This window comes from Caballeronia choica (assembly GCF_001544535.1).
Lineage (GTDB): Bacteria > Pseudomonadota > Gammaproteobacteria > Burkholderiales > Burkholderiaceae > Caballeronia > Caballeronia choica.
In genome coordinates, this window is the sequence record NZ_FCON02000004.1 from 33,493 (window position 1) to 46,103 (window position 12,611).

The 12,611-nt window shown below is 63.7% G+C and carries 14 protein-coding genes; 10 read left to right on the top strand and 4 right to left on the bottom strand.

Going from position 1 to position 12,611, the window contains the following annotated elements; all coding sequences use genetic code 11:
• The first annotated feature begins 7 nt into the window (after nucleotides 1–7).
• The 6 genes from prfA to AWB68_RS02835 all read left to right on the top strand — a co-directional run bounded on the left by prfA (nucleotide 8) and on the right by AWB68_RS02835 (nucleotide 4,584).
• A complete protein-coding gene (gene prfA, locus AWB68_RS49245; protein WP_087642841.1) occupies nucleotides 8–1,090 on the top strand; it encodes a peptide chain release factor 1 in 1,083 nt (360 codons plus the stop codon).
• On the top strand, nucleotides 1,087–1,923 hold the full coding sequence (gene prmC / locus AWB68_RS02815; protein ID WP_235028177.1) for a peptide chain release factor N(5)-glutamine methyltransferase: 837 nt from the start codon (nucleotides 1,087–1,089) through the stop codon (nucleotides 1,921–1,923). Before prfA ends, prmC begins: the two co-directional genes overlap by 4 nt.
• A gap of 121 nt (nucleotides 1,924–2,044) precedes the next feature.
• Nucleotides 2,045–2,356: a Grx4 family monothiol glutaredoxin gene (gene grxD / locus AWB68_RS02820; protein WP_087642843.1), complete on the top strand. Its 312-nt coding sequence runs from the start codon at nucleotides 2,045–2,047 to the stop codon at nucleotides 2,354–2,356.
• A 13-nt stretch (nucleotides 2,357–2,369) separates the two neighbouring features.
• Entirely contained in the window at nucleotides 2,370–2,969 is a 600-nt protein-coding gene (locus AWB68_RS02825; RefSeq protein ID WP_087642844.1) for a UbiX family flavin prenyltransferase, read from the top strand.
• A 94-nt stretch (nucleotides 2,970–3,063) separates the two neighbouring features.
• Nucleotides 3,064–3,849 (top strand): DODA-type extradiol aromatic ring-opening family dioxygenase, encoded by a 786-nt coding sequence (locus AWB68_RS02830; RefSeq protein WP_087642845.1) that lies wholly within the window; start codon nucleotides 3,064–3,066, stop codon nucleotides 3,847–3,849.
• A gap of 531 nt (nucleotides 3,850–4,380) precedes the next feature.
• Nucleotides 4,381–4,584 carry a cold-shock protein gene (locus AWB68_RS02835; protein WP_035936159.1) on the top strand — a complete coding sequence of 68 codons (204 nt, stop codon included), beginning with the start codon at nucleotides 4,381–4,383 and terminating at the stop codon, nucleotides 4,582–4,584.
• Nucleotides 4,585–4,665: 81 nt separating this feature from the next.
• On the opposite strand, the gene AWB68_RS02840 is transcribed toward AWB68_RS02835, so the two are convergent.
• Nucleotides 4,666–5,916: an Hsp70 family protein gene (locus tag AWB68_RS02840; RefSeq protein ID WP_087642933.1), complete on the bottom strand. Its 1,251-nt coding sequence runs from the start codon at nucleotides 5,914–5,916 to the stop codon at nucleotides 4,666–4,668.
• Nucleotides 5,917–6,122: 206 nt separating this feature from the next.
• Between AWB68_RS02840 and AWB68_RS02845 the strand changes: the two genes are divergently transcribed.
• Nucleotides 6,123–7,610 (top strand): MFS transporter, encoded by a 1,488-nt coding sequence (locus tag AWB68_RS02845; RefSeq protein WP_087642846.1) that lies wholly within the window; start codon nucleotides 6,123–6,125, stop codon nucleotides 7,608–7,610.
• Between the two features lie 72 nt (nucleotides 7,611–7,682).
• On the opposite strand, the gene AWB68_RS02850 is transcribed toward AWB68_RS02845, so the two are convergent.
• Both AWB68_RS02850 and AWB68_RS02855 read right to left on the bottom strand, forming a co-directional pair.
• Nucleotides 7,683–8,276: a nitroreductase family protein gene (locus tag AWB68_RS02850; protein ID WP_087642847.1), complete on the bottom strand. Its 594-nt coding sequence runs from the start codon at nucleotides 8,274–8,276 to the stop codon at nucleotides 7,683–7,685.
• Nucleotides 8,277–8,398: 122 nt separating this feature from the next.
• On the bottom strand, nucleotides 8,399–9,682 hold the full coding sequence (locus AWB68_RS02855; RefSeq protein ID WP_087642848.1) for an MFS transporter: 1,284 nt from the start codon (nucleotides 9,680–9,682) through the stop codon (nucleotides 8,399–8,401).
• A gap of 126 nt (nucleotides 9,683–9,808) precedes the next feature.
• On the opposite strand from AWB68_RS02855, the gene AWB68_RS02860 reads away from it, so the two are divergent.
• Together AWB68_RS02860 and AWB68_RS02865 are read left to right on the top strand one after the other, a co-directional pair.
• Nucleotides 9,809–10,459, top strand: a complete 651-nt coding sequence (locus AWB68_RS02860; protein WP_087642849.1) for a TetR/AcrR family transcriptional regulator — start codon at nucleotides 9,809–9,811, stop codon at nucleotides 10,457–10,459.
• Complete coding sequence (locus tag AWB68_RS02865; RefSeq protein WP_087642850.1) at nucleotides 10,456–11,010, top strand: DUF1415 domain-containing protein; 555 nt, start codon at nucleotides 10,456–10,458, stop codon at nucleotides 11,008–11,010. The genes AWB68_RS02860 and AWB68_RS02865 overlap by 4 nt, the downstream gene beginning before the upstream one ends.
• Nucleotides 11,011–11,017: 7 nt before the next feature.
• Here AWB68_RS02865 and AWB68_RS02870 read toward each other — a convergent pair whose 3' ends face one another.
• Complete coding sequence (locus tag AWB68_RS02870; protein ID WP_087642851.1) at nucleotides 11,018–11,887, bottom strand: class I SAM-dependent methyltransferase; 870 nt, start codon at nucleotides 11,885–11,887, stop codon at nucleotides 11,018–11,020.
• A gap of 389 nt (nucleotides 11,888–12,276) precedes the next feature.
• On the opposite strand from AWB68_RS02870, the gene AWB68_RS02875 reads away from it, so the two are divergent.
• A complete protein-coding gene (locus tag AWB68_RS02875) occupies nucleotides 12,277–12,597 on the top strand; it encodes a DNA-binding protein (protein ID WP_087642852.1) in 321 nt (106 codons plus the stop codon).
• Nucleotides 12,598–12,611: the final 14 nt, after the last annotated feature.

Sequence of the window (12,611 nt, forward strand, 5' to 3'; positions counted from 1 at the left end):
CCGCCCGATGAAAACGAGCATGCAAAGCAAGCTCGACCAGCTTGCAAGACGGCTGGCCGATCTCACTGGTCTGTTAAGCCACGAGGATGCAACCTCGGACATGGACCAGTATCGGAAGCTCACGCGCGAACACGCGGAAATCGGTCCGATCGTCGAGCAATACGGGCTCTGGCGCCAGGCGCTCACCGACGAAGCCACCGCGCAGGACCTGCTCGCCGATCCGTCGATGCGCGATTTCGCCGAAGATGAAATCGGCGAGGCGCGCACGCGCATGGCAAAGATCGAAAGCGACCTGCAGACGATGCTGCTGCCGAAAGACCCGAACGACGAGCGCAATATCTTCATCGAAATCCGCGCGGGTACCGGCGGCGATGAGTCGGCGCTGTTCGCGGGCGACCTGCTGCGCATGTATCTGCGCTATGCGGAGCGCAACCGCTGGTCGGTCGAGACGATGTCGGAAAGCGAATCCGATCTCGGCGGCTACAAGGAAGTCATCGTGCGGATCGCCGGTCAGGGCGCCTATTCGCGGCTCAAGTTCGAATCGGGCGGACATCGCGTGCAGCGCGTCCCCGCAACCGAAACGCAGGGGCGCATCCATACGTCGGCGTGCACGGTCGCGGTGATGCCGGAAGCCGACGAAATCAGCGAAGTCGTGATCAATCCGGCGGATTTGCGCATCGATACGTTTCGCGCGTCGGGCGCGGGTGGCCAGCACATCAACAAGACCGATTCCGCCGTGCGCGTGACGCACTTGCCGACGGGAATCGTCGTCGAATGCCAGGACGACCGCTCGCAGCACAAGAACAAGGATCGCGCGCTGAAGGTGCTCGCCGCACGCATCAAGGACAAGCAGTCTCACGAGCAGCACGCGAAGGAAGCCGCGACGCGCAAGAGCCTGATCGGCTCGGGCGACCGGTCGGAGCGGATTCGCACGTACAACTTCCCGCAGGGGCGGATGACCGATCATCGGATCAACCTGACGCTCTACAAGCTCGACGCCATCATGGACGGCGATCTCGAGGAACTGATCGGCGCGCTCGCGAGCGAGCATCAGGCCGAGTTGCTGGCGGCGCTCGGGGATGCGGAGTGACGACGGTTGCCGACCTGCTGCGCGCGTCGCCGCTCGCCGCGCTGGAAACGCGGATTCTGCTGACACGCGTGCTCGGCTGGCGGCGCACGGAACTGATCACGCGCGATCACGAACCGCTCGACGCGATCGCAATCGCGCAATATCGGGCGCTGGAAGCGCGCCGCGCGAAAGGCGAGCCCATCGCGCAACTGGTCGGGTCGCGCGAGTTCTTCGGGCTCGACTTCGAAGTGACGCCCGACGTCCTGATTCCGCGACCGGAAACCGAACTGCTGGTGGAAACCGCGCTCGCCCGGCTGGTCGGCGTTGAAAATCCCCGCATTCTCGATCTCGGCACAGGCAGCGGCGCAATTGCCGTCGCGCTGGCTTCCGCACGCGGCGACGCGCAAGTCTGGGCGGTGGATCAATCGGCGGCGGCGCTGACGGTGGCCGAACGCAACGCCGCGAACCTGCTCGATCCGGCGCGTCCGGGCGGCGCGCTCACGTTCGTGCGAAGCAACTGGACCCAGGCGCTCGATCCGTCGCTGCGATTCGACATGATCGTCAGCAACCCGCCGTACATCGCCGACAACGACCCGCATCTCGAACAAGGCGACCTGCGTTTCGAGCCCCGCGCCGCGCTCACCGACGACGCCGACGGCCTCTCCGCGATCCGCGCGATCGTCCAGGACGCGCCATGCTTCCTCGTGCCGGACGGCGCGCTCTGGCTTGAACACGGCTACGACCAGGCGGCGCAAGTCCGCGCGCTGCTCACCGCGCGCGGCTTCGCCGAAGTGCGCTCGGCAACCGACATCGCCGGCATCGAACGCATCAGCGGCGGCGTTCTCACGGCCTGAGCAGCAGCCCAAAAGCGGCCGCAGAACCCGCACGGCCGCTTCAACCCGTGGTAACGAAATCCGCTATCATTTCACTCTAATTCCGTACAACCGCAAGACAAAACCTCCCCGCAGGAACGCCATGGACACGCAAGAACGCATCAAGCAGATCGTCGATCAAAACCCGGTCGTCCTTTTCATGAAAGGCACGGCGCAGTTCCCGATGTGCGGTTTCTCGGGCCGCGCAATCCAGGTCCTGAAGGCATGCGGCGTCGACAACATCACCACCGTCAACGTGCTCGAAGACGATGGCGTCCGCCAGGGCATCAAGGAATTCTCGAACTGGCCGACCATTCCGCAGCTTTACGTGAACGGCGAGTTCATCGGCGGCTCGGACATCATGATGGAGATGTATCAGTCGGGCGAACTGCAGCAACTGTTCGCCGCCGCCTGATCTTCGCCGCCACGTGAGCGCGCCCGCTGCCGTGCCGCGACGGCTGATCGTCGCCATCACCGGAGCAACGGGCGCCATCTACGGCGTGCGCCTGCTCGAGACGCTGCGGCGTCTCGGCGCAGTCGAAACGCATCTGCTGGTCTCTACCGCTGGCTGGCTCAATATCCAGCACGAACTCGAACTCGACAAGGCCGCCGTCCACGCGCTCGCCGACGTCGTGCACAGCGTTCGCGACGTCGGCGCGAGCATCGCTTCGGGATCGTTCGCCACCGACGGCATGATCGTCGCGCCCTGCTCGATGAAGACGCTCGCCAGCGTCGCGCACGGCCTCTCAGACAACCTCATCACCCGCGCCGCCGATGTCGTCCTCAAGGAGCGTCGCCGGCTCGTCCTGCTGGTGCGCGAGACGCCGTTCAATCTCGCGCATCTGCGAAACATGACCGCCGTGACCGAAATGGGCGGCGTGATTTTCCCGCCGATGCCGGCGTTTTATCATCGGCCGGCGTCGATCGACGAAATGGTCGATCACACGGTCGAGCGAGTCATCGACATGTTCGCGCTCCGCGCCCCCGCCGCTGCCGAATGGCGTGGCATGCGCGGCGAGACGGATTGACAACGTAAGCGACACAATTCGTTGCCCGGGCGCCCATTTATCAATGAGGCGGCGACGCCTATATTGATGGCAATCCCCCTTGAGGCTTGCTGCAATGTCCCGACTTCCCACGGTTTTCATCTCGCACGGCGCGCCGACGCTGCCTATCGACCCGTCGATGCCGTCCGCCGAATTCGCGAGCCTCGCTGATCAGTTGCCGCGTCCGCGCGCGATTTTGATGCTCTCGGCGCACTGGGGCACGGCGCGGCCGGTCGCGAGCATCGCGACGCGGCCTGAAACCATCCATGATTTCTACGGCTTCCCGCGCGCGCTCTACGAACTGCGCTATCCGGCGCCGGGTGCGCCCGAACTCGGCAATCGCGCGGCCGAATTGCTGAACGCCGCAGGCATTCCCGCAGCGACGGACGAATACGGCTTCGACCACGGCGCCTGGGTGCCGCTGTTGCTGATGTTTCCAGAGGCCGATGTGCCGGTCGCTCAATTGTCGATCCAGCCGCGCCTGGATGCCACGCATCACTACCGCGTCGGCCGCGCGCTGCGTGATTTACGCGATGAAGGCGTGATGATCGTCGGCTCGGGACAAATCACGCATAACCTACGCGCCGCCGATTTCGGCGCGGGTCCGGAAGATGCCGACCCGCGCGTGACCGAGTTCACCGACTGGTTCGAGGCGCGACTTGCCGAGCGCGACATCGACGCGTTGCTCGACTACCGCCGCCGCGCGCCCCACGCGGTCCTGATGCACCCGACGGACGAGCATCTGTTGCCCGTGTTCAGCGCACTCGGCGCGGCCAGCGACGACTTCACGCTCGGAATCCAGTCGCTGGGAACGTTCCAGAAGACGCTCGCGATGACCAACTACGTGTTCGGCGACGCCTGATCGTTTCTGGTGGGTTTTTCCCCCTGAAGAGCAAATCCGACGGCGCCGGTTTCGGCATCCGTGAGCGCGACGGCAATGACTCGGCGCCCGTTTTTCCTCGTCTCAAAATGCGAGGGCGCGTGACGGTTGTGGGTCGCAAAGCCACGCCCATCGGGCATCCGGCAAAACGCCTGCCGCCAGGCGCAACCCAACGAAAAGGCGCGTAACCCACCGGTTGCACCCGCACTTTGCAGACGGAAACCAAAGCAAAGCAGCAAAAAATGCGTCGTGCCTACAAAAACACGATCGAATATGCAAGCGTCATAAGCAGATTCGGCGCGAATCTCAAAAATGCCCCTTCGGTCTGGTCGGATTTATTGACCTTCCGATTGTTTCGCCGTATAAACCTTCTTGCAGGATTTCAAGTGGCGAGTGAATTGGTCTTTCGTAGTTCGCCCATCACGGTACTCCGGTTGGTCCCATTGCCCCTTCCTTGATTTTCATGCACACCCGGGCTTCGGCCTTATTCAACATTCTTCAGGAACAAGTAACATGGAAACCGGTACCGTCAAGTGGTTCAATGACGCAAAGGGCTTTGGCTTCATCACGCCGGACGGCGGCGGCGAAGATCTGTTCGCCCATTTCTCGGAAATTCGCGTGGAAGGCTTCAAGACGCTTCAGGAAAACCAAAAGGTTACCTTCGAAGTGAAGACCGGCCCGAAGGGCAAGCAAGCTGCAAACATCAAGCCGGCCTAAGGTCGCTTGAGTTGCACACGAAAAACCCCGCTTCGGCGGGGTTTTTTGTTTTCTGCGTTGTTTTCCGCGACGCCTGGGCGTTCAGGCAAAAACACGGCGTGCGTAGATTCCAAGACCCGTCGCGACGCTGGCGAGGCGATCGCCGAATACGGGCTGTGCGTCCGGGAATGCCGCCGCCAGCGCGTCCGACAGAAACTTGAGCCCCGTCGAGCCGCCCGTGAAGTACACGGCGCCCACGTCGCCCGTAGCCACGCCCGCGCGGCGCACCGTCTCCTGTGCCGCCTCGACGATCCGCCGCATTTCCTCCTTGCCGGCATCGATCAGTTGCGATTCGTCGAACGCGATCCGCAGCGCTTCCTCGACCTCTTCCATATCGATTTCGGTGGCTCCGCCCGCCGCCACGTCGATCTTCGCCTCTTCCGCGTGCGCGGTGAGCGCGTGGCCGAGCCGCCGGTCGACGACACGCATCAGCCGCTCGTGATGGCGCACGTCGGTGTAGAGATGGCGCATCAGCTGCAATTCGCCGACCCGTTTCGGCCCGTACACCGTATTGATCAGATGCCACGTCGCGAGGTCGAAATACACGCGATTGGGCAACTCGCGCCCTTCCGGATCGATCGACTGGTAGCCGAGTTCACGCAGGATCGTCCCGAGTTCGACGCGCCGGTCGAAATCGGTGCCCGCGACGTGCACGCCGTAGTGGGCGAGCACGTCGCGCTTGCGATCGAGATGTTTCGCGCGTTCCGGCCCCACGCGCACGAGCGAAAAGTCCGACGTGCCGCCGCCAATGTCGGCGACGAGCACCAGCCCTTCGTGCGTGAGCCGCGCCTCGTAGTCGAACGCGGCTGCGATCGGCTCGTACTGGAAGTGGATTTCGCGCAGGCCGATCGCGTGCGCGCACGCTTCGAGCTGCTTTTGCGCCATGTTGTCGGCGCGCGGATCGTCGTCGACGAAGAAGACCGGGCGCCCGAGCACGGCGCGCGTGATCGGCTCGGTGGCGAGCGCCTGCGCCTTCTGCTTCAGATGCTGGAGGAAGAGCGTGATGACGTCGGTGTACTTGATCGCCGAGCCGTCGCCGAGATCGGTGCTCTGGTCGGCAAGCGGCGAGCCGAGGATGCTCTTCATCGAGCGCATCAGGCGGCCGTCGAAGCCGTCGATGTACGCCTCCAGCGCCGCGCGCCCGTAGGACTGGTTATCCTCGTCGGTGTTGAAGAAGACGGCGGTAGGCAGCGTCAGCGCCTCGCCTTCGACCGGCGCCAGCCGGATCGATTCGCCCTCGGGCAGTGCGACGGCGGAATTCGACGTGCCGAAATCGATCGCGCAATAGGTCATGGACGTAGCGGCGCCGGCCGGGGCCGTCGTCGCGATCAAAAAGTGGAGCGCGGTTTTTATCACGTTCCGGCGAAGCCTTCAACCAACGGCCAAAAAACCGGCCCGACGGAATGAAACTTGCTCGAAACGCCGGTAATTTATGCTGACCGGGGCTCACGCCGGCCTCGTTCCCTCACCTGAAAGCATACGCGGCGAAAATCAACGCAATGACGCAAACTTCAGCCGAGCATCATTCGAGCCACGCCGGTTCAGCGGCCAAGGCCGGCATCATCGAAACGGACCTGCCCGGTCGCCTCGATCGCCTGCCGTGGGGCCGCTTTCACACGCTGATCGTACTCGCGCTCGGCATCACCTGGTTGCTCGACGGGCTCGAAGTGACGCTGGCGGGCGCCGTCGCGAGCGCGCTGAAGACGAGTCCGGCGCTGCGCTTCTCGAACGCCGACGTCGGCGTGGCCGGCAGCGCCTATATCGCGGGCGCGGTGCTCGGCGCGCTCGGCTTCGGCTGGCTCACCGACCGCCTCGGCCGTCGCAAGCTGTTTTTCATCACGCTGTTTCTCTACGCGGCGGCGACGGCCGCCACCGCGTTCTCGTGGGATCTCGCGAGCTTCGTGCTGTTCCGCTTCCTGACGGGCGCGGGCATCGGCGGCGAATATACGGCGATCAACTCGACGATCCAGGAATTCACGCCCGCACGCGTGCGCGGCTGGACCGATCTCGCGATCAACGGCACGTTCTGGATCGGCGCGGGAATCGGCGCGGCGGGCTCGCTCGTATTGCTCGATCCGGGACTGCTGCCGCCCGACTGGGGCTGGCGCGCGTGCTTTTTGATCGGCGCGGTGCTCGCGCTCACGATTCTCTTCATGCGCATGTGGGTGCCCGAGAGCCCGCGCTGGCTGATCACGCACAATCGTGCGGACGAGGCGCGGGAAATCGTCGAGGGCATCGAGGCGCAATTCCGCGAACACGGCGTCACGGTGCCGGATACGCCCGTCAAGCCGCTGCGGCTGCACGCCCGCGAGCACACGAAGATGCGTGAAGTCGTCGACACGCTGTTCAGGGCGCATCGCCAGCGCTCGCTCGTCGGGCTCGCGCTGATGACCGCGCAGGCGTTCTTCTACAACGCGATCTTCTTCACCTACGCACTCGTGCTGACCGATTTCTACGGCGTTCCGGGCGACCACATCGGCTGGTACGTGCTGCCGTTCGCCGCGGGCAATTTTCTCGGACCGATCGTGCTCGGCAAGCTCTTCGACGTGATCGGCCGGCGCCGCATGATCGCGTTCACCTACGCGATCTCAGGCGTGCTGCTCACGATCTCCGGCTATCTGTTCGCGCACGGCATGCTGACGGTGACGACGCAAACCGTCGCGTGGATGGTGATCTTCTTCTTCGCGTCGGCGGCGGCGAGTTCGGCGTATCTCACCGTCAGCGAGACCTTTCCGCTCGAAATCCGCGCGCTCGCGATCGCTGTTTTCTATGCGTTCGGCACGGCGCTCGGCGGCATCATCGGGCCGACGCTCTTCGGGCGTCTGATCGACACGCACGAACGCGGCGCCGTCTTCGCGGGCTACCTGATCGGGTCGGCGCTGATGATCGCGGCGGGGATCGTCGCGGGGATCTGGGGCGTCGCGGCGGAACGCAAGTCGCTCGAGGACGTGGCGCGGCCGCTTTCGTCGGTCGCGGATGAAGCGTAAGCGCTGCTCCGAAGAAAAAAGCCGCTCCGATTTAGCGTCGGAACGGCTCTTCTCATTCAAGTGCTCGCGTTGTCAGAACGCCTTGCCCCAGGCGCCATCGAACGCCATCTCGCCGAGCGGGATGCGCGAACGCGGCGCGGCCTCCCGTTCGCGCAACTTGTCGTCGAGCTGGCTCACGTCGCCATAGTGACCGATCGAGATCATCGCGATCACCTGCACGTCTTCCGGCACGGCGAACTTTTCACGGAATGCGTTTGAATCGAAACCGCCCATCTGGTGCGCGGCGAGACCCAGCGCGTGCGCCTGAAGAACCAGCGCCATCGCGGCAGCGCCCGCATCGTACAGCGCGCTGCGGTTCACGTCGCCCTTCGGGCCGAGCGTCTTCGCCGTCACGCAGATCAGCACCGGCACGTTCGCATTCCATCCCTGGTTGAACGGGACGAGCGTATCGAACGCGTTCTTGAATGCGGCTTCGTCGCGGTTGCGGTCGAACGTGACGAAACGCCACGGTTGCAGGTTGCTCGACGAAGGCGCCCAACGCGCCGCCTCCAGTACCTGATGCAACTGCTCGCGCGTGACCGGCTCGCCGGAATACGCGCGTGGGCTCCAGCGGCCGGCGATCAGTTCGTGGATGTCGACTTCGGTCGGAGCTTTCTTTGCGGTCATGAGTGAATCCCTATTCGTTTGACGAGACATTTGCGGCGCCCGATCGGCGCCGCAATCGATAAGGATAACCAATGTCGGATGCTCGCGCCGAGCTTCGGCGAGCCCGTCTGTCGCAGCGCCGGTCAGGTCGCTGCAACGCCGACGCGCCGTGCCGGCCGGTTGATGCGCAGCACCAGGACCGACGCGACCAGGCACAAGCCGCCCGAGATCATCGTCGCGACGGTGTAGGTGCCGAGGCTCGAGCGCAGCATGCCGCCGCCGAGCGCCGCGAACGCCGCGCCCAACTGGTGGCCCGCGACGACCCAGCCGAACACGATCGGCGCCGAGTCGCGGCCGTAAACATCGGTGGCAAGACGCACTGTCGGCGGGACGGTCGCGATCCAATCGAGCCCGTAGAACAGAGCGAAGAGTGGCAAGCCGAAGAAGTCGATGCCAAACGCATACGGCAGGTAGATCAGCGACAACCCGCGCAACCCGTAGTACCAGAAGAGCAGCAAGCGCGCGTTGAACCGGTCGGAGAGCCAGCCGGAAAGCGTCGTGCCGAACAAGTCGAAAATGCCCATCGCCGCGAGCAGCGTCGCGCCCTGCACCTGCGTCATGCCGTAGTCGGCGCACATCGCGATCAGGTGCGTGCCAACGTAGCCGTTCGTGCTCGCGCCGCAGATAAAGAAGCTGAAGAACAACAGCCAGAAATCGCGCGTCTTGCTCGCCATGCCGAGCGTGCTGAACGCGACCTTGATCGGATTTTTCTGCGGACCGGTCGATGCCGGCGGCTGTTCGGCGGTCTCGCCGATCGGCCGCAGCGCCAGATTGGCGGGCCGCTCCGGCAGCAGCCACGCGACGAGCGGTATCACGAGCAGCGCGGCGCCCGCCACGATCAGCACGACGGGCCGCCAGCCAAAGCGCTCCGAAATCGACGCCAGCACCGGCAGGAATACAAGCTGGCCCGTGGCGGAACTCGCGGTGAGGATGCCCATTGCGAGGCCGCGATGCGTCGTGAACCAGCGATTCACGACTGTCGCCGACAAAGTCAGCGCGGCCACCCCGGTCGCGCCGCCGACCAGCACGCCCCAGATTACAACCATCTGCCACGGCGAGGTCATCATCGACGACAAGCCGACGCCCGCCGCGAGTGTCGCGAGCGCGGCGAGGAGCGTCGGGCGCACGCCGAAGCGCTGCATCGCGGCCGCCGCGAACGGGCCGGCCAGGCCATACAGCGCGAGATTGATCGAAATGGCGAGCGATATCGTGCCGCGGCTCCAGCCGAACTGCTTTTCGAGCGGCAGCATCATCACGCTGGGCGTCGCGCGTGTGCCGGCCGCCGCGAGCAGCACGAAGAACACGACGCCGATCACGATCCACCCATAATGCATCCGGCCCTCGAACCGTCTCGCTACCCAATTCATCACTGCTCCAGTCTTGTCGATGGTTTGCGGCACTGTGACGTTACCAATCGGTCACATTTGAGTTGCGAGCTTAGTGACCGCTCGGTAACATGTCAAGCATCCTCTCGAAATTTCAAGGAAACGACTTTGACACGCGCACCGGTTGAGGCGGGCAAGAGCGTCCCGAAGAAAGCGATCCGCACGACCGGCGCCGCCGCTCAGGAACAGTTGCTCGACGCCGCGCAGGACCTGTTCTATCGCGAAGGCATCCGCGCGATCGGCGTGGACGCGGTGGTCGAGCGCGCGGGCGTCAACAAGATGAGCCTGTACCGGCAATTTTCGTCGAAGGAGGATCTCGTCGTCGCCTATCTGGATCGCATGGACGAAAGGTTCAGGCAGCGCGTCGAGGCGAGCGTCGCGAAGCATCCGGATGCGCCGGCGAGGCAACTCGTGCAGGCCATCGAGGATCTCGTCGGGCGGGCGTCGGCGCCGGATTATCGCGGCTGTCCGTTCGTGAACGTCGCGTGCGAGTTTTCCGATCCGGCGCATCCGGCGCGCCAGTCCGTCGCGCGGAACAAGCAGTATCTGATGCGGCGGCTCGTCGAGATTGCCACGGCTGCCGGCGCGTCGAATCCCGCCGAACTCGCCGATTCGCTCGCGCTCGTGGTGGACGGCATCTACGCGACCAGCCAGACTTATGGCCCCGGCTGCGGCCCGATGCTCGCGGCGCCGCGCGTCGCGGCGCTGCTGGTCGCCGCTGCGTGCCCAGAGCAAACCACCCGAGAGCAAGCACCATGATCGAACGCAGGTCCCGCGATGAAGTCGTCGCGGCAACGCAGCACTGGCTGACGCGCGCCGTGATCGGCCTGAACCTCTGCCCGTTCGCCAAAAGCGTGCATGTGAAGAACCAGATTCGCTATGTGGTGAGCGAGGCGCGGACCCTCGAGGATGTCGTGGTCGATTTGTCGAAGGAACTGCAGACGCTCGCGGAAGCGGACCCGGAGCACATCGATACGACGCTGCTGATCGTGCCCGATGCGCTCGCCGATTTCACCGACTACAACGACGCGCTCTTCTTCGCCGATCGCTTGTTGAACCAGATGGGATTCGACGGAGAACTTCAGATCGCGAGCTTTCACCCCGCGTACCGCTTCGAGGGCACCGAGCCCGACGACATCGAAAACTATACGAACCGCGCGCCTTATCCGATCTTCCATCTGCTGCGCGAGGCGAGCATCGAGCGCGCCGTCGACGCGTTCCCCGACGCCGCCGACATCTACGAACGCAACATGGAAACGCTGCGCCGTCTCGGCCACCGAGGCTGGAAGGACTTGCTGGGCAAGCCCTGAGCGCCGGTCAGTGCGTGAAGAAGCGCTCGCGCAATTCTTCGAGCCCGAGCGTTTCGAGCACATCCGACAACCGCTCGGCAGGCTTGCCGCGCGGCAAATCCTTGAACTGCGCAATGATCAGTTCGTTCTTCATCGAGTGTTCCCATCCGACGAGTTCCGTCACGCTCACCTGATACCCGTGCGACTCCAGTTGCAGGCAGCGCAGCACATTCGTGATCTGGCTGCCGAACTCGCGCGTGTGCAGCGGATGGCGCCAAATCTCGGTGAGCACATTCTTGGAGAGCGAGTGCCCCTTGTGCTTGCGCAGGACCGCGGCCACTTCCGCCTGACAGCACGGCACGACCACGATGTATTTCGCATTCTTCTGCAGGGCGAAATGGATGGCGTCGTCGGTTGCGGTATTGCATGCGTGCAGCGCGGTGACGATATCGATTGAATCGGGCAACTGATCAGACGTAATCGATTCGGCCACCGACAGATTCAGAAATGACATTCCGCCAAACCCAAGCCGCGTAGCCAATTCCTCCGACTTGGTCACGAGTTCTTCACGCGTCTCAATACCGTAGATATGTGACCGATCACGCAGAGCCTTGAAGAACAAATCGTAGAGAATAAAACCAAGGTAGGACTTCCCCGCGCCGTGGTCGGCGAGCGACACCGATCCCTGGCGCGCATGAACGTCGGCAAGCAGCGGTTCAATAAACTGAAACAAGTGATAGACCTGTTTCAGTTTGCGACGACTGTCCTGGTTCATCTTGCCGTCGCGCGTCAGGATATGCAGTTCCTTCAGCAGCTCGATCGACTGGCCGGGGCGGATTTCATGCCTGGATTGGGCGTCGGCGGAGCCGGTCGCGGGTGCGGGAGACTTCTTGGCCATTGTGGTTGCGGTGTCGTAGCGAATTAAAGCGGGATGAAAAGCGGGGCAAGTAGCTCTGAATGTGCGCTAACCGCTGGTTCTGCCGTTGCAAAAGAGCAAGTTTACCGAAAAGCGCACAGACGCTCGTGTTCCAGCCGCCCGGCGGTCCGGCGTGGCAGTCAGAGGGACACTTTGTGCATCGTCGGACGAACGAGACCAGTTGGAACGACGACACAGCGCGGCGTCCGCCGCGTGTGCCGGTGCAGAAGCAGGAAACATAAAACGCTGGTGACAGACCGCGCCGCCCGATGACCTCAAAGGTCGTCATCCGCGAGAGGTTTGTTGCGTAATACCTAACGCATAGCGCGACGATGCGACTCGTACGGCGCCATGAACATGTGAGGACGGTGATGGATGCGATCCCGGACAAGAAAGCCGAAAAGCAGTTTCAGGACATGCTCGCGGCGCTGACCGCGATGCCTGCGTGGACTGAGAAACAGCAGCTCGAGCTGGAAATGGCCCGCGAAATATCGGTCGAAATGTTGCGTCTTGCAGAGGCGATGCGCGACGGCAGCACCGATATCGAGACGTGCCTGACCATGCTCAAGTATGCAAAGGTGATGGACTTCGTCCTGACCACGCTAGCCTCGCGGCGCGAAATTGCGCCGCAGACCTTGCGCGTGATCTTCAAGCTCGCGGGCCTGAAGATCGACGAGGCTTATCCCGGCTAGGACTGCTCCCGGCC

Coding starts and splice junctions, on each gene's coding strand:
- prfA (WP_087642841.1), top strand. CDS start 8: ATGAAAACGAGCATGCAAAGCAAGCTCGACCAGCTTGCAAGACGGCTG.
- grxD (WP_087642843.1), top strand. CDS start 2,045: ATGGACACGCAAGAACGCATCAAGCAGATCGTCGATCAAAACCCGGTC.
- AWB68_RS02830 (WP_087642845.1), top strand. CDS start 3,064: ATGTCCCGACTTCCCACGGTTTTCATCTCGCACGGCGCGCCGACGCTG.
- AWB68_RS02835 (WP_035936159.1), top strand. CDS start 4,381: ATGGAAACCGGTACCGTCAAGTGGTTCAATGACGCAAAGGGCTTTGGC.
- AWB68_RS02840 (WP_087642933.1), bottom strand. CDS start 5,916: ATGACCTATTGCGCGATCGATTTCGGCACGTCGAATTCCGCCGTCGCA.
- AWB68_RS02845 (WP_087642846.1), top strand. CDS start 6,123: ATGACGCAAACTTCAGCCGAGCATCATTCGAGCCACGCCGGTTCAGCG.
- AWB68_RS02850 (WP_087642847.1), bottom strand. CDS start 8,276: ATGACCGCAAAGAAAGCTCCGACCGAAGTCGACATCCACGAACTGATC.
- AWB68_RS02855 (WP_087642848.1), bottom strand. CDS start 9,682: ATGAATTGGGTAGCGAGACGGTTCGAGGGCCGGATGCATTATGGGTGG.
- AWB68_RS02865 (WP_087642850.1), top strand. CDS start 10,456: ATGATCGAACGCAGGTCCCGCGATGAAGTCGTCGCGGCAACGCAGCAC.
- AWB68_RS02870 (WP_087642851.1), bottom strand. CDS start 11,887: ATGGCCAAGAAGTCTCCCGCACCCGCGACCGGCTCCGCCGACGCCCAA.
- AWB68_RS02875 (WP_087642852.1), top strand. CDS start 12,277: ATGGATGCGATCCCGGACAAGAAAGCCGAAAAGCAGTTTCAGGACATG.